General features: G+C 58.5%; 17 protein-coding genes. 13 read left to right on the top strand and 4 right to left on the bottom strand.

What is annotated here, in order from left to right; genetic code table 11:
• The first annotated feature begins 83 nt into the window (after positions 1–83).
• Genes C7436_RS18085 through C7436_RS18100 form a run of 4 tightly spaced genes read left to right on the top strand, consistent with a single transcriptional unit; the run spans position 84 to position 3,028 of the window.
• The gene (locus tag C7436_RS18085) at positions 84–710 is read left to right on the top strand and encodes a methylthioribulose 1-phosphate dehydratase (RefSeq protein WP_014421930.1); all 627 of its coding nucleotides are present in this window, start codon (positions 84–86) and stop codon (positions 708–710) included.
• Complete coding sequence (locus tag C7436_RS18090) at positions 707–1,264, top strand: 1,2-dihydroxy-3-keto-5-methylthiopentene dioxygenase (RefSeq protein WP_023007906.1); 558 nt, start codon at positions 707–709, stop codon at positions 1,262–1,264. Before C7436_RS18085 ends, C7436_RS18090 begins: the two co-directional genes overlap by 4 nt.
• Positions 1,264–1,956, top strand: a complete 693-nt coding sequence (gene mtnC / locus C7436_RS18095; RefSeq protein WP_121208674.1) for an acireductone synthase — start codon at positions 1,264–1,266, stop codon at positions 1,954–1,956. Before C7436_RS18090 ends, mtnC begins: the two co-directional genes overlap by 1 nt.
• Positions 1,957–1,966: 10 nt before the next feature.
• On the top strand, positions 1,967–3,028 hold the full coding sequence (locus C7436_RS18100) for a DUF3080 domain-containing protein (RefSeq protein ID WP_121208675.1): 1,062 nt from the start codon (positions 1,967–1,969) through the stop codon (positions 3,026–3,028).
• Between the two features lie 13 nt (positions 3,029–3,041).
• Here the strand turns inward: C7436_RS18100 and C7436_RS18105 are convergent, their stop codons facing one another.
• The 4 genes from C7436_RS18105 to arsC are packed head-to-tail and all read right to left on the bottom strand — an operon-like array spanning position 3,042 to position 6,250.
• Positions 3,042–4,835 (bottom strand): GspE/PulE family protein, encoded by a 1,794-nt coding sequence (locus C7436_RS18105; protein WP_406600428.1) that lies wholly within the window; start codon positions 4,833–4,835, stop codon positions 3,042–3,044.
• Between the two features lie 38 nt (positions 4,836–4,873).
• Positions 4,874–5,233 (bottom strand): DUF2069 domain-containing protein, encoded by a 360-nt coding sequence (locus C7436_RS18110; RefSeq protein WP_014421925.1) that lies wholly within the window; start codon positions 5,231–5,233, stop codon positions 4,874–4,876.
• Between the two features lie 42 nt (positions 5,234–5,275).
• The gene (wrbA, locus tag C7436_RS18115; RefSeq protein ID WP_023007903.1) at positions 5,276–5,881 is read right to left on the bottom strand and encodes an NAD(P)H:quinone oxidoreductase; all 606 of its coding nucleotides are present in this window, start codon (positions 5,879–5,881) and stop codon (positions 5,276–5,278) included.
• Positions 5,882–5,896: 15 nt separating this feature from the next.
• Positions 5,897–6,250, bottom strand: coding sequence for an arsenate reductase (glutaredoxin) (gene arsC, locus C7436_RS18120; RefSeq protein WP_014421923.1), 354 nt, complete (start codon positions 6,248–6,250; stop codon positions 5,897–5,899).
• Between the two features lie 67 nt (positions 6,251–6,317).
• Between arsC and C7436_RS18125 the strand changes: the two genes are divergently transcribed.
• From C7436_RS18125 to ispD, 9 genes are all read left to right on the top strand, one after another.
• Positions 6,318–6,794 carry a TlpA family protein disulfide reductase gene (locus C7436_RS18125; protein WP_014421922.1) on the top strand — a complete coding sequence of 159 codons (477 nt, stop codon included), beginning with the start codon at positions 6,318–6,320 and terminating at the stop codon, positions 6,792–6,794.
• 2 nt (positions 6,795–6,796) lie between these two features.
• Positions 6,797–10,279 carry a DNA polymerase III subunit alpha gene (gene dnaE, locus C7436_RS18130; protein WP_121208703.1) on the top strand — a complete coding sequence of 1,161 codons (3,483 nt, stop codon included), beginning with the start codon at positions 6,797–6,799 and terminating at the stop codon, positions 10,277–10,279.
• Positions 10,280–10,381: 102 nt separating this feature from the next.
• Positions 10,382–11,335, top strand: a complete 954-nt coding sequence (gene accA / locus C7436_RS18135) for an acetyl-CoA carboxylase carboxyl transferase subunit alpha (protein WP_011784433.1) — start codon at positions 10,382–10,384, stop codon at positions 11,333–11,335.
• A complete protein-coding gene (gene tilS / locus C7436_RS18140; RefSeq protein WP_121208676.1) occupies positions 11,319–12,656 on the top strand; it encodes a tRNA lysidine(34) synthetase TilS in 1,338 nt (445 codons plus the stop codon). Before accA ends, tilS begins: the two co-directional genes overlap by 17 nt.
• 88 nt (positions 12,657–12,744) lie before the next feature.
• The gene (locus tag C7436_RS18145) at positions 12,745–14,373 is read left to right on the top strand and encodes a CTP synthase (protein WP_121208677.1); all 1,629 of its coding nucleotides are present in this window, start codon (positions 12,745–12,747) and stop codon (positions 14,371–14,373) included.
• A gap of 2 nt (positions 14,374–14,375) precedes the next feature.
• Positions 14,376–15,221, top strand: coding sequence for a 3-deoxy-8-phosphooctulonate synthase (gene kdsA, locus C7436_RS18150; RefSeq protein ID WP_121208678.1), 846 nt, complete (start codon positions 14,376–14,378; stop codon positions 15,219–15,221).
• Between the two features lie 326 nt (positions 15,222–15,547).
• A complete protein-coding gene (gene eno / locus C7436_RS18155) occupies positions 15,548–16,843 on the top strand; it encodes a phosphopyruvate hydratase (RefSeq protein WP_113880494.1) in 1,296 nt (431 codons plus the stop codon).
• A gap of 199 nt (positions 16,844–17,042) precedes the next feature.
• Positions 17,043–17,315: a septum formation initiator family protein gene (locus C7436_RS18160; RefSeq protein ID WP_011784438.1), complete on the top strand. Its 273-nt coding sequence runs from the start codon at positions 17,043–17,045 to the stop codon at positions 17,313–17,315.
• Positions 17,316–17,466: 151 nt separating this feature from the next.
• Positions 17,467–18,168 (top strand): 2-C-methyl-D-erythritol 4-phosphate cytidylyltransferase, encoded by a 702-nt coding sequence (ispD, locus tag C7436_RS18165; RefSeq protein WP_121208679.1) that lies wholly within the window; start codon positions 17,467–17,469, stop codon positions 18,166–18,168.
• Positions 18,169–18,191 lie beyond the last annotated feature (23 nt).

Genomic DNA, 18,191 nt, shown 5'->3' on the forward strand with positions numbered 1-18,191 from the left:
TCGGTTTTACCCGGGCTGGGGTGGTTCTATAATGGCGCCAGATTCGCGCCCGGGCAGGGCTCGTACCAACCCGGAGGATGCCTGTGTTTGATGTAACCCGCTACGCCACCGCCGCCCAATCCATCGTCGAGGCCGGCCGCTTTCTCTACGACCGCGGCTGGTCGCCCGCCACCAGCAGTAATTATTCGGCCCGTATCGATGGCGACCATGTGGCGATTACGGTATCTGGCCGGCACAAGGGCCAGTTGGGCGCAGGCGACGTCATGGTGGTGGATCTTCATGGCCAGGCGGTGCAAAGCGATTGCCGCTCGTCGGCAGAAACCCTTCTGCACACGGTGATCTATCAGCTTTATTCCGAGGTTGGCGCCGTTCTGCATACCCACTCGGTCAAGGCTACCGTGCTTAGCCGCCTGATCCCGGCGGGGCAGGCACTGGAGCTTGAAGGCTATGAATTACAGAAAGCCTTCAATGGCGTGCAAACCCATGAGGGTAAGCTGATTGTTCCCGTGTTCGACAACACCCAGGATATTCCGGCACTGGCGGAGGAAACCCGGGACTGGTTTGCGCGGCACCCGGAACAGCCTGGATACCTTATCCGCGGCCATGGTCTTTACACCTGGGGCCGCACCATGGCCGATTGCCTGCGCCATATTGAAGCGTTTGAATTTCTCTTTGAATGTGAACTCGAAACCATGAGGGTACGCCGATGACCACCCTGAGCATTTTTCATCAGAACCAGCCCGAGCAGGCCCTGACGGTCGTAACAGACCCGGACGCCATCCGGAATAAACTGAGTGCCCACGGTGTGCATTTCGATCGTTGGGCAACCCGTGATCTGCCGGCCGACGCCACCGAGGAGGAGATTCTTGAGGCCTATGCCGACGAAGTGGCACGGCTCAAGCAGGATTGGGGATTTCAGACCGCAGACGTGGTCAGCCTGACCGCGGATCATCCCCAGAAAGATGCGTTCCGGCAGAAGTTTCTGGATGAGCACACCCACAGCGAGGACGAAGTGCGCTTCTTCGTTCGTGGTCAGGGGTTGTTTTACCTGCACTTCGGTGACCAGGTATACGCGCTGCTGTGCGAGAAGAATGACCTGATCAGTGTGCCGGACGGTACCCGGCACTGGTTTGATATGGGGCCGGAGCCTGAGTTCACCTGTATCCGGTTATTCAGCAACCCGGAAGGCTGGGTTGCGAGCTTTACCGGTGAGGATATCGCTTCCCGGCTGCCACGTTATGAGAGCCTGGCGGGAGGGGCCTGATGATTCGAGTGATCCTGACGGACATCGAGGGCACCACCAGTTCGATCTCCTTTGTACACGATGTCCTGTTTCCCTACGCCAGCGAGCACTTGCCGGAGTTTATCCGGGCCAACCATCACACCTTGCCGGCGGTGGCGGAACAGCTGGCTCGGGTGGCAGAGATCAGCGGTACCGACCGGGAAGACATCGATGGCCTCATCGATGTACTGCAAGGGTGGATTGCCGAAGACCGCAAGGAGGGTTCACTAAAGGCGCTGCAGGGCATGGTCTGGGAGCAGGGGTATCACAGCGGTGAACTGAAAGGCCATATCTATCCGGATGCCGCGGATTATCTCCAGCGCTGGCATGATCGGGGCCTGAGACTGTTCGTATATTCTTCCGGTTCCGTCAAGGCCCAGAAGCTGATCTTCGGTCATAGCAATGAAGGCGACTTCACGGTTTTCTTCTCTGGTTATTTCGACACGGCCGTCGGGGGCAAAAAGGAGTCCCAGTCCTATCGCAACATTCTTGCGGAGCTGGGGGTAGACGCGGGCACAGTGCTGTTTCTGTCCGATGTTGAGGAAGAGCTGCGTGCAGCCGAGGAAGCGGGCCTGAAAACCGCCTGGCTGGTACGAGAGGGCGAACTGCCGGATACCGCTCGGGTCGTGGCCAGGGATTTTTCGGAGGTTGATGCGCTGTTGCGCAAACGATAGGAGGTGATTCATGCCCGGGCGCCGCTGGTATTCATGGCTGTTACCGGCTGTGTGTACACTCAGCCTGCTCGGGTGCAATCCCTTTTCAGACGCTGAATCCCTCACCGATGAGTACCTGGAACGTTTGGCCCGGGTACTCGATACCGCGGCCGTTCCCAGGGCCGAGCTGCCCGCCGGCTCCATTCCCCCCAGGCGGCGAGAGCGGATACTTGCCCTGCCGGAGCTGGATCTGGGCATGCTGGATTTTCTGTCGCTTTACGGCTGCGAGCTTCAGTATGTGGTGGGCGAACGCAATTCCGTGATGGGCAAGGTGATGCAGCCCATCAATCAGTTACGCTACGAGATTCGTTTTATCCGAGCTGCGGAGGCCTGTCTGCCTGAGGTGGATGACGAGGAGCTCACAGACGCTCTGGAATCCGCCATTGAAAGCAAACGGGGCAGTCTGCCGCTGGCGGTCTGGAATGCCACCTGGGGGACCGAAGAGGTGGAGCGCCAGTTCACACTGTCCAAAGGCTATTATCCGGTGGCGGAAACGGGCAATCCCGCGTCGGATCTGGTCCGGGATCTGCAGCAGTTGAACCGCCAGGTGGAAGCCTTACTGGCTCAGAAGCTCGAGATCTCCCTGGAGAATCTCGGCCAGATCCATCAGCGCTGGCAGGCGGATGTGCTGGCGGGCCAGACTATTAACAGCGCCCGCTTGCTGATCAGCACCCTGAATGCCGGCACCGAGCTGCTCGGCACTCGATTGGAGGGCATGCCGCTGTGTCTCAACGGCCAGCCCAATAACCAGTCGGAAATTGTTCAGAACTTCTTCTTCAGTATCTATATCGGAAAAATCCAGCCGTACATGAGTGACGTCAGCCGGGCACGGGATTCGCTGATTGCGGGCTTTGAGGAACTCGCCAGACAGCAGCAAGCCGTGATGCCAGAGAGTTTTACGCCCTGGTACCAGCGTCATCTGGCGGCTGATACCCAGAATAGCCTCTGGCAGGAACTGGATCAGGCCATGATGCGGCATACCCGGCACTGGCAGGATCTGTTGGGGCAGTGCGGGCTTCGTCCGGGCGCCTGATGGTCCGTTTTACTCAACGTTGGCTTTCCGGCGTTACCCTCAGAATTTCCTCCACCGTGGTCAGTCCCGCGGCCACTTTCTGGGCGCCATTGAGCCGCAGTGACTTCATGCCTTCTTTGTAGGCATCCAGCCGAAGCTGTTCCAGCTCGCAGTGATCGGTGATCTGGCGGGTGAGTTTGTCTGACAGTGCCATAATCTCGTATACCCCGGCTCGGCCCATGTAACCGGTGTTCCGGCATTCCAGGCAGCCGACCGGCTGGTAGAACTGCCGGGGCAGCAGTGCCTTCCACGGCCGGGTCAGCGTCTGCCAGGCGTGAGCATCCGACTCCCCGGGCTGCTTGCAGTGCGGGCAGAGCGTACGCGCCAGTCGCTGGGCCATCACGCCGAGTACCGTGGCCCGGATCAGATAGGGCGGAATGCCCAGCTCCATCAGGCGGGTGATGGCGCTGGGGGCATCGTTGGTATGCAGTGTTGAGAGAACCAGATGCCCGGTTAGCGCTGCCTGCACTGCCATTTCAGCCGTTTCCAGATCCCGGATCTCACCGATCATGATGATGTCCGGGTCCTGCCGCAGCAGGGCACGCACACCGTGGGCAAAGGTCAGGTCGATATTGGTTTGCACCTGCATCTGGTTGAATGCGGGCTCCACCATCTCGATCGGATCCTCAATGGTGCAGATGTTGAGCTCCGGAGATGCCAGTTGTTTGAGCGTGGAATACAGCGTGGTGGTTTTACCGGAACCGGTGGGCCCGGTTACCAGCACGATACCGTGGGGCCGCGAGGTCATGGTTTGCCAGCGTTCCCGGTCTTCCTTGCTGAAGCCCAGTTGCTCGAAGGATTTGAGCAGTACCTCCGGGTCAAAAATCCGCATCACCATTTTTTCGCCGAACGCCGTTGGCATGGTGGCCAGGCGCAGCTCCACTTCGCTGTTATCGGGTTTGCGGGTCTTGATGCGGCCGTCCTGGGGCCGTCGTTTCTCGGCTACGTTCAGGCGCCCGAGGATTTTCAGGCGGCTGGTCACGGCCACGCCAACGTGTTCCGGGAATTCGTAGACATTGTGCAGCACCCCGTCGATCCGGAACCGCACCTGGGTAACCGTGCGCCGGGGCTCTATATGAATGTCGGAGGCTCGCTGCTCGAAGGCATATTGCAGCAGCCAGTCAACGATTTTGACCACATGCTGGTCGTTGGCGTCCGGATTTTCGCTGGCGCCCAGGTCCAGTAACTGTTCAAAATTCTGATTGCCGGCACTGCCTGACGACTGGCCGCCACTGGCCTTGCTGACCGAGCTTGCCAGTTGATAGAACTCCACCGTGTAACGGCGGATATCCTCCGGATTGGCGACCACCCGGCGAATGTCCTTGCGCACGGCCTGGCGGAGGTTGCTTTCCCATTCCCGCTTGAAAGGTTCGGTGCTTGCAATCACTACTTCATCCGGGGTGATCTCCACCGCGAGAATGCCATGGCGCTGGGCGAAGGCGTAGGACATCACCCGCGCGATGGCCGGCGTGTCGATCTTGAGCGGATCGATATGGTAGTAGTCTTGTCCACCCCAACGGGCAAGCCAATGGGTCAGCCGCTCCAGATCAAGAGTTCGGCCGTCCCGCTGGCTGGTCAGTGCGGCAATTGCCACCAGCTCGAGAGGATGTCGTTGTGGCGTATGGCCGGCACCGGAGGCGGCACCGAGATTGGCCGTCAGTACTTTTTCAGCATCTCGCTGGGCGATCTCGCCGCTTTCCACCAGCGCTGAACAGATGTCCCTCAGGGTCAGGGTCTGGCGATGCGGCGGTGCCGGCATGGTCACGATGTCATTCGCCATCTATGTGCCTCCGGGAGCCAGCAACATCAGTTTGCAACCGGTCGATTGACCTTGAGATGCACCATGGCAACGGTAAACAACAGGAACGTCAGGATAGTCAGTGTCACAGGACCGGCGGCGCCCTCCGACAGCCAGGCTGAAACCACGGCCTGAGTGAAGTAGAAAATCACCACAAACGCCAGCCAGATATAACCCCGATTGTGACCCCGGAAAACCGGTACCGCGAACGCTAGCAGCGGCAGGAGTTTGACGGTCAGCATCAGGGGTATGGAAACACCCTCCACCGGTGCGGGCCAGAACGTAGTGACCAGCAGGGTGGCGAGCACGGCGAGGTAAAGGGCGATGGTCAGGCGTGCGGTATTTCTGGCTTTGTCGTTGTGGAGCATGGAGCAGTCCGCATTAAGGGTTGTTTGAAAGTTTGGTCCAGTTTAGTTGGCCAGTTTCAGGGCCAGTCTGGCGAGGCGTTCACCGAAGGCCTGGCACAGGGTTTTCTCATGGTCACTCAGGGCCTGCTGTTCACCGGTGCCGGCCCAGTGGGAGGGGCCATACGGTGTGCCTCCGGTGGCGGTCTCGTTGAGCGCGCTTTCGGAATAGGGCAGGCCACACAGTACCATGCCGTGATGCAGTAACGGCATCATCATGGTCAGCAGGGTGGTTTCCTGGCCCCCGTGCAGGCTGCCGGTGGAGGTAAAGGCGCCTGCCGGTTTGCCGGCCAGTTTGCCGTTGAGCCAGAGGTCGCCGGTGCCGTCCAGAAAGTGCTTGAGTGGCGCTGCCATGTTCCCGAAGCGGGTCGGGCTACCCATGGCCAGCCCGGCGCACTCCGCCAGGTCGGCTTTGGTGGCATAGGGGGCTCCCGCATCCGGAACCGGGGGCAGGCTGGCGGCGGTATCCGGGGAAACCGGCGGAACCGTCCGGATTCTGGCTTCTATTCCTGCCACTCTGGCAACGCCGCGGCCGATCTGTGTGGCCATCTCGGCGGTCTGTCCGTTGCGGCTGTAGTAGAGCACCAGCACATAGGGAGTTGTTTCTGTCATGGGTAGCCCTGGTAGTCAGAGAATGTCCAGTACGTTTTCTGGAGGCCGGCCGACGGCAGCCTTGCCATTGGCCAGTACAATCGGGCGCTCAATCAGCTTCGGTGTGTTTGCCATGGCACGTATCAGGGCTTCTCGGCTGAGATCCGGGTTGTCCAGCCCTTGTTCCCGGTATTCGGCTTCCTTGGTTCGCATGAGTTCCCTGGGTTCGCAACCAAGCAGATCCAGAATGTGTAGAAGTTCCTGCTCTGTCGGTGGCGTCTCAAGGTAGCGTATAATCACCGGTTCGATGCCCTTTTGCTGCAACAGTTCCAGGGTCTGGCGTGATTTTGAGCACCTGGGGTTATGGAAAATACGGGTAGCTTCTGTCATGGTCGTGGCCGTTTAACCTATTGATTGCAGACTTTTCCGGGGCGTTAGTCTAACAGGAGGATAACCCTTGCAGTACCCTCAGTCCGGGCTCTTTTGTAGTGGCGCACGTTGGCTGGCATGGCCGGTACTCATGCTGATGCTGTTGTTGGTCTCAGGTTGTGAAAAGATCGAGCTGGAACGGGCCGACGGCACCCTGGCCAACTGGAACAAGTACCGCGGCCAATGGGTACTGGTGAATTACTGGGCGGAGTGGTGCAAACCCTGCCTTGAGGAAATCCCCGAGCTGAACGAGTTGGACAAGGCTCCGGATATTGCGGTGCTTGGGGTTAATTTTGATGGCGTTACGGGTGTGCCGCTGGTTGAACTCGGCGAACGTATGGGGATTGAGTTTACCATGCTGGCCTCTGATCCGGGGCCCGGGTTCGGTTGGCAGGTGCCGATGGCGCTGCCTGCCACTTTCGTTGTGGATCCTGAAGGCACCCTGATTGAGGCCCGATTCGGGCCCCAGACCGAAGAAGACATCCGAGCACTGATTGGCGAATGACCATGGCAAACACCTTTGTACACCTGCGCGTTCACTCCGAATACTCCATGGTGGATGGCCTGGTTCGGGTCAAACCGTTGATCGGCCGGGTCGCGGAACTGGGCATGCCGGCGGTTGGCCTGACCGAACAGTCCAACATGTGCTCACTGGTACGTTTCTACAAGGCCGCCATGGGCGCGGGCGTCAAGCCCATTATCGGTGCCGATATCTGGCTGGAGAATCCGGATGAGCCCGAAACCCCGTTCCGGCTGACCTTGCTGGCCCGAGACAACGATGGTTACCTGAACCTGACGGAGATCATTTCCCAGGGCTATACCGAAGGCCAGCGCTACGGCAAGCCGATTGTCCAGAAAAGCTGGCTGGAATCCCGTGCCAAGGGCCTGATTGTGCTGTCCGGCGCCAAGATGGGGGACGTCGGCAAGGCCTTGCTGGCCGGGAAGCCGGAACTGGCCAGGGAGCGTGCAGACTATTGGCGAAACCTCTATCCCGACAGTTATTACCTGGAGTTGCAGCGCACAGGGCGGGCCGGTGATGAGGATTGTCTGCACATGAGTGTGGAGTTGGCAGCTGAGCTCGGTTTGCCGGTGGTGGCGACCAATGACGTTCACTTCCTTGAGGCGGATGATTTTGAAGCCCACGAAGCCCGGGTCTGCATCGGCGAAAGCCGGACTCTGGACGATCCCAGGCGGGATCGTCGGTTCAGCGATCAGCAATATCTGCGCAGCGCCGAGGAAATGATCGAGCTGTTCTCGGACATTCCGGAAGCTGTGGAAAACACCGTGGAAATCGCCAGGCGCTGCTCGGTGAAGGTTCGGATGGGTGAATACTTCCTGCCTAATTATCCGATCCCGGACGGCATGACCATGGACGAATATTTTCGCCATGTGTCGGAAGAAGGACTGGAAGCCCGACTGGCGAAGACCCTGAGCAAGGACGATCCGGAGTATGATCAAAAGCGTGAAGAGTACTACAAGCGCCTGAAGTTCGAGCTGGACATCATTATCCAGATGGGGTTCCCAGGCTACTTCCTGATCGTAATGGACTTCATCAAGTGGGCCAAGAACAACGGCGTGCCAGTAGGGCCAGGCCGGGGTTCCGGTGCCGGCTCGCTGGTGGCGTATGCGCTGCTGATCACGGACCTGGATCCGTTGGAATACGATCTGCTGTTCGAGCGGTTCCTGAACCCGGAGCGGGTCTCCATGCCTGACTTCGACGTCGACTTCTGCATGGAAGGCCGGGACCGCGTCATCGACTACACCGCCCAGAAATACGGCCGGGAAGCGGTTTCCCAGATTATTACCTTCGGTACCATGGCCGCCAAGGCGGTGGTCCGCGATGTGGCCCGGGTGCAGGGAAAATCCTATGGCCTGGCAGACAAACTCTCCAAACTGATCCCCTTTGAAGTGGGCATGACCCTGAACAAGGCGATCGAGCAGGAGCCCCAGCTCAAAGAATTCCTGGAGCAGGATGAAGAAGCCCAGGAAATCTGGGAGATGGCTCTGAAGCTGGAAGGCGTGTGCCGTAACGCCGGCAAGCACGCCGGGGGCGTGGTGATCGCACCCACCAAGATCACCGATTTTTCGCCGCTTTACTGTGATGACGAAGGCGGCAGTCTGGTGACCCAGTTTGACAAGGGCGATGTGGAAGACGCCGGCCTGGTGAAATTTGACTTTCTGGGCCTGCGAACCCTGACCATCATCAAATGGGCACTGAACATGATCAACCCGCGCCGGCAGCAGCGTGGGGAAGGCGAGCTCGACATCAGCGCGATTCCGCTGGACGACAAGCCCTCTTTTGACATGCTCAAGAAGGCAGAGACCACGGCGGTATTCCAGTTGGAATCCCGGGGTATGAAAGATCTTATCCGCCGCCTGCAACCGGACTCCCTGGAAGACATGATCGCCCTGGTAGCCCTGTTCCGTCCCGGTCCGCTGCAGTCCGGCATGGTGGATGACTTTATCGACCGGAAGCACGGTCGGCAGCCGTTGTCTTATCCGCATCCGGATTACCAGTATCAGGGCCTGAAGCCGGTTCTGGAGCCCACCTACGGGGTTATCCTGTACCAGGAGCAGGTCATGCAGATCGCTCAGGTGATGGCGGGCTATACCCTTGGCGGCGCCGACATGCTGCGCCGGGCCATGGGTAAGAAAAAGCCGGAAGAAATGGCCAAGCAGAAAGCCATCTTCCTGGACGGTTGTGAAAACAACGGCATCGACAAGACCCTGGCGGAAAACATCTTTGACCTGGTGGAGAAATTCGCCGGTTACGGCTTCAACAAATCCCACTCTGCCGCTTACGCGTTGGTGTCGTACCAGACCCTGTGGCTGAAAGCACACTATCCGGCCGAATTCATGGCTGCGGTTCTCACCGCCGATATGCAGAACACCGACAAGGTGGTGACGCTGGTGGAAGAGTGCCGCAATATGAAGCTGGACTTGCTGGTGCCGGACGTCAGCCGATCCGCTTATACCTTTACCGTTAATGATCAGGGCCAGATTGTCTACGGCCTGGGCGCAATCAAGGGCCTGGGTGAAGGTCCCATCGAGAGCATTGTAGAAGCGGCCAAAGAAGGCCCTTTCCAGGATATCTTTGATTTCTGCCGCCGGGTGGATCTGAAAAAGGTCAACAAGCGGGCCATGGAAGCCCTGATTCGCTCTGGCGCCATGGATAAACTGGGTGCCGATCGCGCCAAGCTGATGGCCAGTATCGACAAGGCCATCCAGCAGGCAGACCAGCAGTCCCGCAACGATGCCGCCGGCATGGTGGACATGTTCGGAGAAATGCTTGAGGGCGGTGGCGACGATGAAGACACCTATGCGGACGTTGCCCACGTTCGGGAGTGGCCAGAGAAAGAACGCCTGAAAGGCGAAAAGGACACTCTGGGCCTGTACCTTACCGGCCACCCCTTTGATGAATACGAACGGGAAGTACGTCGGTTTGTCCGTTGCTCCATCGCCGATCTGAAGCCCAATAAATCGCCACAGCGGGTAGCCGGGCTGGTGGTGGCCCAGCGCACCATGAAGACCAAGACCGGCTCTACCATGTGCTTCATTACTCTGGATGATCGCAGCGCCCGGATCGAGGCTACCCTGTTTTCCGAGGCCTTCTTCGAGAACCGGGAGTTGCTGCAGTCGGACCAGGTAATTGTGGTGGAAGGACAGGTCAGCCACGATGATTATTCCGGCCAGATGAAAATGCGGGTCAGCAGCGTGATGGATGTGGCGACCGCCCGTCAGCAATTCAGCCGGGGTATCAAACTGGCGTTGCGTTCAGAGCAGTTGCAGAATGGACTTCTGGAGAAGCTGGACGATACCCTCAGGCCGTTTCGCAGTGAAGGCAGTCCGGTCTGGATTGAGTACCGCAGTGCCGAGGCCAGCACCCGTATTGAACTGGGTGAAAGCTGGCGGGTACAGCCAGACGACACACTGTTGTTCGAGCTGAAGCACTTGGTGGGCGACCAGTCTGTGGAACTGGTCTATGATTAAGACCAATGTCCGCTTTAGCCTTGCCGGCAGCGCTGCTATCTTTGTCCCAAATTCTGGTTTTGGCGGGTTTCGGCCCGCCTGGCAATAAAATGATGGAACATCATGAACCCTAACTACCTGGATTTCGAACAGCCGATCGCCGACCTGGAAGCCAAGATTGAAGAGCTTCGCATGGTGGGTAACGACACCGATATCAATATCACCGACGAAATCAGCCGCCTGAAAAAGAAGAGCATCAGTCTGACCGAGTCGATCTTTTCCGACCTTAAGTCCTGGGACATTGCCCGTCTGGCCCGGCACCCGCGCCGGCCCTATACCCAGGATTATATTGACCTGATCTTCGAGGATTTTGACGAACTGCATGGTGACCGACGCTACGCCGATGATCTGTCGATCATTGGCGGCACCGCTCGCCTCGATAACACGCCGGTCATGATTATCGGCCACCAGAAGGGTCGTGAAGTGCGGGACAAGGTCAAGCGCAACTTCGGGATGCCTCGTCCGGAAGGTTATCGCAAGGCTCTGCGCCTGATGGAAATGGCTGAACGTTTCAAAATGCCGATTCTGACCTTTATCGATACCCCGGGCGCTTATCCCGGTATCGGTGCCGAAGAGCGCGGACAGAGTGAAGCCATCGCATTCAACCTCGCGGTGATGTCGAGACTGAAAACTCCGATTATCTCTACCGTGATCGGCGAGGGTGGTTCCGGTGGCGCACTGGCGATCGGTGTCTGCGACCAGCTCAACATGTTGCAGTACTCCACCTACGCCGTTATTTCTCCGGAAGGTTGCGCCTCCATCCTCTGGAAGAGCGCCGAGTACGCTGCTCAGGCGGCTGAGGCCATGGGTGTTACCGCCGATCGCCTGAAAGAGCTGGGTGTGGCGGATCACGTGATCGATGAGCCGCTGGGCGGCGCTCACCGTAATCCGGAAAAAATGGCGGAAACCCTGAAGACGTCGCTGGCCCAGGGCGTGGCTGAGCTGAGCCGATTGCCGCTGGATGAACTGGTTTCCCGCCGGTACGAGCGTCTTACCCGCTATGACGGCGGGCGGTAACACCGCTCGCCGGGATACCTGGCCCGAAGACCTGATCGGGCCGGTTCAGAAACTTCCCGCCTGTGATGAACTCTGGGTCGCTCTGAGCGGCGGCCTGGACTCATCCCTGCTTTTGCATGTCGTTGCGGCCGCCTATCCGCGCGTCAGAGCGTTGCATATCAATCATCAGTTACAGTCCAATCACGATCAGACGGAGCGCGCCTGTATCGATCTCTGTGCTGGACTGGGCGTCGAACTCCAGGTGCGTCGAGTGAATGTAGCTGCGGGCGCGGGGAGCCTCGAAGAGTCAGCAAGAGCGGCGCGCTACGAGGTCTTCAAGGAGGTTCTGGGAGACAACGACCTTCTCCTGATGGCGCACCATGCAGACGACCAGGCAGAAACGGTTCTGTTCCGGCTGCTGCGTGGTACTGGCGTAAACGGTCTGGCCGGAATGCCCGCCGCCCGGTCGCTCGGGCTGGGGCATCTCTACCGGCCCTGGCTTGGCGTATCCCGCAGTCGATTGGAGCAGGTGGCGCGTGAGCAGGGGGTAAGCTGGGTAGAAGATCCCAGCAACCAGAGTGAAGTACACGACCGCAATTATCTGCGGCACTCGGTAATGCCGGGCCTTAAACAGCGTTGGCCGGGTTTGTTGAAGCGCGTTGCTCACAGTGCCCGGGCCTGCGCCGAGAGTGAAACCCTGAGTCAGAGGCTGGCGGAGTTGCAATGGCAGAGTTGCGGCGACGATAAAGGTCGAATCCGCCTGACCCCGTTTTCGGCACTTGGGCAGATCGAGCGCCGGAACCTGGTGCGTTGGTGGATTCATGGCCGGGGATTGCCGGTTCCGGCGCTGTCAGATTGGTGCTCAGCACTCGACCAGTTGCTTCATGCAGGTTTGGATCGAACTCCGGAAATTCGTGGAGACGGATTCTGTATCCGCCGTTATCGGGATCATCTTTACCTGGTGCCCCAGGTCGGAATCCCTGCGGGTCCCAGGCCCTTGTTGCCGGGCCAGGTCATGGAGTGGGGGTGGTGGACCCTTCGGCTTGAGCCTGCATCGCAGAGCGCTACAACGGAAGCCTCCTGTCCGGAAATAAGGGTATCTACGAGGCAGGGCGGCGAGCGAATCCGGTTCGGCAGCAATTTACCCTCCCGATCGCTGAAAACCTGGATGCAGGAGCAGGGCGTGCCACCTTGGGAGAGAGCGGCTCTGCCGCTGGTTTACGAGGTCTCGGCGGCTGGAGAGGCATGGATTGCCATTGGCGATTTGTGGTGTTCTGAACAATACTCCGGAGGCGCCCATGCCGCCGGCTGGCGGCTGATTGTGGAGCGGGATTGTGATTGAGTAGAGAGAGGCTTTCTGGTAGTCTGGCGTCCCATCTTGAGATGAATAATCTCCCTCCTTCACCGAACCAGATAATCACGGAATCTGCATGACGCGTTATATTTTCGTCACCGGCGGTGTCGTGTCCTCATTGGGGAAAGGTATTGCGTCTGCCTCACTGGCAGCCATCCTTGAGGCACGCGGCCTGAAGGTCACCATTCTCAAGCTGGACCCGTACATCAACGTGGACCCCGGCACCATGAGCCCGTTCCAGCACGGTGAGGTTTTCGTCACCGAAGATGGTGCGGAAACCGACCTCGACCTTGGCCACTACGAGCGTTTCATTCGCACTCCAATGACCAAGCGCAATAACTTCACCACCGGCCGGGTGTACGAAGAGGTTATTCGTAAGGAGCGTCGGGGCGATTATCTGGGTGGTACCGTTCAGGTCATTCCGCACATCACCGACGAAATCAAACGCCGTGTGGTGGAAGGCGCAGCGGGTGCCGACGTGGCACTGATTGAAGTCGGTGGCACGGTAGGTGACATCGAGTCCTTGCCGTTCCTGGAAGCCTGCCGTCAGCTGAAGGTGGAAGTAGGCTCCCAGCGTGCACTGTTCATGCATCTGACTCTGGTGCCGTACATCGCCACCGCCGGCGAGATCAAAACCAAGCCGACCCAGCATTCCGTGAAAGAAATGCGCTCCATTGGCCTGCAGCCGGATATCCTGCTGTGCCGGTCTGAGCACGAAGTGGACGCCAGCTCCCGTCGCAAGATTGCCCTGTTCACTAACGTGGAAGAGCGTGCGGTCATCCCGATGCAGGACGCCAGGTCCATCTACGCCATTCCGCGCATGCTGCACGAATACGGTCTGGACCAGCTGGTTATCGAACGCTTCGGCCTGGATGCCCGTGAAGCAGACCTGAGCGAATGGGACGCGGTTGTGGATTCACTGATGAATCCGCAGGACGAAGTCACCATCGCCATGGTCGGCAAATACATGGAGCTGCTGGACGCCTACAAGTCCCTGATCGAATCCCTGCTGCACGCCGGTATCAAGACCCGCACCAAGGTCAACATCAACTACATCGATTCCGAAGACATCGAACGCGGCGGCACCTCCGTGCTGGAATCCGCGGATGCTATTCTGGTGCCCGGTGGCTTTGGTGAGCGTGGCGTGGAAGGCAAGATCCGCACCGTACAGTACGCCCGTGAAAACAAGGTGCCGTATCTGGGCATCTGCCTGGGTATGCAGGTGGCGGTTATCGAATACGCCCGCAACGTGGCCGGCCTGAAAGACGCCCACAGCACGGAATTCCGTGAACACACACCGGAGCCGGTTGTCGGCCTGATCACCGAATGGCTCGATGCCACCGGTGAAAAAGAAGAGCGCACCGAAGAATCCGACCTCGGCGGCACCATGCGTCTGGGTGCCCAGGATTGTGTACTGACTGAAGGCTCCACCATCGTTGGCTGTTACGGCAAGAAGACCATTCGTGAGCGCCATCGTCACCGTTATGAAGTCAACAACCATTTCCTGCCCAGGCTGGAAGAAGCAGGCCTGCAAATTTCCGGCCGCTCTGCCGATGGCAAGCTGGTTGAGGTGGTGGAAGCGCCCGATCATCCCTGGTTTGTTGCCTGCCAGTTCCACCCGGAATTTACCTCAACACCCCGCGACGGCCATCCGCTGTTCAAGGGCTTTGTTGAAGCCGCGCTGGCGAACAAGAAAGGATCCTGATTATGGCGCGCAGCAACCTGAACGTCTCGGGCATCGAGATCGCCAACGATAGGCCGTTTGTGCTGTTCGGCGGCATGAACGTGCTTGAGTCCAGGGAACTGGCGTTTGAAGTGGCGGAAAAGTATGTGGATGTCTGCACTCGTCTGGGCATCCCGTACGTATTCAAGGCGTCCTTCGACAAAGCCAACCGCTCATCCGTCAACTCCTTCCGCGGCCCCGGCCTCGAGAAGGGGCTGCAGATCCTGGCCGACATCAAAAGCAAATTCGGCGTGCCCATCATCTCGGACGTGCACGAGCCTGGTCAGGCTGCCCCGGCGGCGGAAGTCTGCGACATCATCCAGTTGCCCGCCTTCCTGAGCCGGCAGACTGACCTGGTGGTGGCCATGGCCAAAACCGGCGCCGTCATCAACATCAAGAAAGCCCAGTTCCTGGCACCCCAGGAAATGAAGCACATCATCACCAAGTGCGAAGAAGCCGGCAACGACCAGATTATCCTCTGCGAGCGAGGCACCAGCTTCGGTTACAACAACCTGGTGGTGGACATGCTTGGCTTCGGCATCATGAAACAGATGAACGTGCCGGTGTTCTTCGACGTCACCCACGCCCTGCAGATGCCGGGCGGTCGGGCCGACTCCGCCGGCGGGCGTCGCGCCCAGGTCACCGACCTGGCCCTGGCGGGAATGTCTCAGGGCCTGGCGGGCCTGTTCCTTGAGGCTCACCCAGACCCGGATAACGCCAAATGCGATGGCCCCTGCGCATTGCGCCTGAGCCAGCTGGAACCGTTCCTTGAGCGAGTGAAAGCTGTCGACGATCTGGTAAAAAGTTTTAAACCTATCGACACCGCCTGATTGGCGGTGTTGGTATTTTGACAGGTCGCATGCCTCATTGTTTTTGGAATGACGGCATACCGTGAACCTTGAGAGCGAGCGACTGGAAGGGCCTGGCGAAAATTTCGGAGGCCAGGGATGGCCGGAGAGAAGCGCACATGGGTGAGGCAAGCGTGTATGAAGCGGAGCTTCATGCGCAGCCGAACGACAGCAATCTGTGATTGCTGGCTGGACCCACTGGTGGGTGCTTGTAGCGGTTTTCGCCAGGCCCTTCCAGTTGATCGCTCCGGCACCATCATTCAAAGCTTGTATAGTGATTAAAAGATAAAATCTGGAGAATCAACCGAATGACCAAGATTGCCAACATCAAAGCCCGTGAGGTTCTGGATTCACGTGGTAACCCCACCGTGGAAGCAGACGTCATCCTGGAAGACGGCACCCTGGGCCGCGCTTGCGCACCGTCCGGCGCCTCTACCGGTTCCCGCGAAGCTCTGGAACTGCGCGATGGTGACGCCTCCCGTTACCTCGGTAAAGGTGTTCGCAAAGCCGTTGAAGCCATCAACGGTCGAATTCGTGACGCCCTGCTGGGTAAAGATGCCGCCGACCAGCGCAGTCTGGACCAGATCATGATCGACCTGGACGGCACCGAAAACAAAGCCAACCTGGGCGCCAACGCCATCCTGGCCGTATCTCTGGCTGCTGCCAAAGCCGCAGCTATCTCCCTGGGCAAGCCTCTGTATGAGCACATCGCCGATGTAAACGGCACCTCCGGCAAATTCTCCATGCCGGTGCCGATGATGAACATCCTCAACGGTGGTGAGCACGCCGACAACAACGTCGACATCCAGGAATTCATGGTCCAGCCGGTCTCCGTGAACAGCTTCGGTGAAGCCCTGCGCGTTGGTGCCGAAATCTTCCATAGCCTCAAGAAAGTGCTGAAGGCCCAGGGCCTGAACACAGCCGTAGGCGACGAAGGTGGCTTTGCCCCCAACCTGCCGTCCAACGAAGCAGCCCTGGCGGCGATCAAGGATGCCGTCGAGAAAGCCGGTTATGAACTGGGCAAAGACGTCACTCTGGCGCTGGACTGTGCCTCTTCCGAGTTTTACAAAGATGGCCAGTACCAGCTGTCTGGTGAAGGCAAGAGCTTCGATTCCGAAGGCTTTGCCGATTACCTGTCCGGCCTGTGCGACCGTTACCCGATTGTGTCCATCGAAGATGGTATGGACGAGAGCGACTGGGACGGCTGGAAAGTGCTGACCGACAAACTGGGCAGCAAGGTTCAACTGGTCGGGGATGACCTTTTTGTCACCAATACCAAGATTCTGAAGCAGGGTATCGAGAAGGGCATTGGTAATTCCATTCTGATCAAGTTCAATCAGATCGGTAGCCTGACCGAGACTCTGGATGCCATCAAGATGGCTCAGGATGCTGGCTACACAGCGGTCATTTCTCACCGCTCCGGTGAAACCGAAGATACCACCATTGCGGATCTGGCCGTGGCTACCTGTGCTGGCCAGATCAAGACTGGTTCTCTGTGTCGTTCCGACCGGGTTGCCAAGTACAACCAGCTGCTGCGTATTGAAGAGGCGCTGGAAGGCAAGGCACCTTACCGTGGCCTGAGCGAAATCAAAGGTCAGGGTTGAGGATTAGCGACGTTTTCTGACCTGCCGGTCCATTCCTGCAGGTAACAAAATGTTAAGGCCATCGCGTTCTGAATGAAAATCCAGACACGATGGCCTTTTTGTACAGTGACTTACAGAAAATTGTTGCTAATCTACTATAAGGTCTATACTTGACCCTCGACTCGTTTATTTTGTTGTTCATTTTCTGTACGGATTCGGCATGAAATCGCTTTGGGCCATTCTGGTAGTGCTGATACTCCTGCTGCAGGTTCGCCTGTGGATCGGGGAGGGCAGTTTTGCGCAGGTGTGGGCCCTGGAGCAGTCGATTGCCGAGCAGCGGGAAGAGAATGCCGAGTTGGCGGCCCGGAATGACCGGCTTTATGCGGAGGTGCGGAATCTTCGCAATGAGCAGGGCGCCGTTGAGGAGCGGGCCCGGATGAATCTTGGCCTGATTCGTGAGGATGAGACGTTCTTTCTCGTTGTTGAAAATTGATTTCAGACCCGGGTGGTGCGAGCGCCGGGGAGTGTCTCTCCGGGAACCGCTACAAGCACATCCATGTGCGCTTCTCTCAGGCCATCCCTGGCCTTCGAAATTCCCGGAGAGACACTCCCCGACGCTCACCTGACCTTTGAAGTGCCGTCCCATGAAAAATGCAGATCTTTGGCTTATTGTCCCCGCCGCCGGTATCGGCCAGCGCATGAACGCCGAATGCCCCAAGCAATACCTCAAAATCAATAACCGTTTCATCCTGGATATCACCCTGTCCCGTTTGTTGGACAACGCCCCGTTTAAAGGTTGTATGGTGCCGCTGAATCCGAAGGACCACTGGTGGCCGGAGAGTGAGTCGGCGAGGGATGATCGGGTGCAGACCTGTACTGGGGGCAAAGAACGGGCGGATTCGGTGTTGTCGGCTCTGGTAGCCCTGGAGGGGCAGGCGGCGGATAATGACTGGGTGCTGGTACATGATGCGGCGCGGCCCTGTGTTCATTCTGAAGATCTGTCCCGTCTGATTGAGACGTTGTCTGAGCATCCGGTGGGTGGTTTGCTGGCTGCGCCGGTGGCGGACACGTTGAAGCTTGCCGAGGCCGGATCATTGCCGGAGGTGAGTGAGACCATTGACCGGAGCCGGTTGTGGCGGGCGTTGACGCCGCAGATGTTCCGGTTCGGAGCGTTAAAACAGGCGTTGTCATTGTGTCTGGAACGTGGCCAGGCGATTACGGATGAGTCCTCTGCCATGGAGTTTTCCGGTAACATGCCGGTTCTGGTGGAAGGGCGCCCGGATAATCTGAAGATTACGGTCCCCTCGGATCTGGCGCTGGCGGAGTTTATCCTCGGACGTCAGTGATTCCCTGCATTCTGTTCTGTTTT

Origin of the sequence: Marinobacter nauticus (genome assembly GCF_003634635.1) — a bacterium.
GTDB classification, from domain to species: domain Bacteria; phylum Pseudomonadota; class Gammaproteobacteria; order Pseudomonadales; family Oleiphilaceae; genus Marinobacter; species Marinobacter nauticus.

Coding starts and splice junctions, on each gene's coding strand:
- C7436_RS18145 (WP_121208677.1), top strand. CDS start 12,745: ATGACGCGTTATATTTTCGTCACCGGCGGTGTCGTGTCCTCATTGGGG.
- C7436_RS18110 (WP_014421925.1), bottom strand. CDS start 5,233: ATGCTCCACAACGACAAAGCCAGAAATACCGCACGCCTGACCATCGCC.
- arsC (WP_014421923.1), bottom strand. CDS start 6,250: ATGACAGAAGCTACCCGTATTTTCCATAACCCCAGGTGCTCAAAATCA.
- dnaE (WP_121208703.1), top strand. CDS start 6,797: ATGGCAAACACCTTTGTACACCTGCGCGTTCACTCCGAATACTCCATG.
- C7436_RS18100 (WP_121208675.1), top strand. CDS start 1,967: ATGCCCGGGCGCCGCTGGTATTCATGGCTGTTACCGGCTGTGTGTACA.
- wrbA (WP_023007903.1), bottom strand. CDS start 5,881: ATGACAGAAACAACTCCCTATGTGCTGGTGCTCTACTACAGCCGCAAC.
- mtnC (WP_121208674.1), top strand. CDS start 1,264: ATGATTCGAGTGATCCTGACGGACATCGAGGGCACCACCAGTTCGATC.
- ispD (WP_121208679.1), top strand. CDS start 17,467: ATGAAAAATGCAGATCTTTGGCTTATTGTCCCCGCCGCCGGTATCGGC.
- tilS (WP_121208676.1), top strand. CDS start 11,319: ATGACGGCGGGCGGTAACACCGCTCGCCGGGATACCTGGCCCGAAGAC.
- accA (WP_011784433.1), top strand. CDS start 10,382: ATGAACCCTAACTACCTGGATTTCGAACAGCCGATCGCCGACCTGGAA.
- C7436_RS18090 (WP_023007906.1), top strand. CDS start 707: ATGACCACCCTGAGCATTTTTCATCAGAACCAGCCCGAGCAGGCCCTG.
- C7436_RS18160 (WP_011784438.1), top strand. CDS start 17,043: ATGAAATCGCTTTGGGCCATTCTGGTAGTGCTGATACTCCTGCTGCAG.
- eno (WP_113880494.1), top strand. CDS start 15,548: ATGACCAAGATTGCCAACATCAAAGCCCGTGAGGTTCTGGATTCACGT.
- kdsA (WP_121208678.1), top strand. CDS start 14,376: ATGGCGCGCAGCAACCTGAACGTCTCGGGCATCGAGATCGCCAACGAT.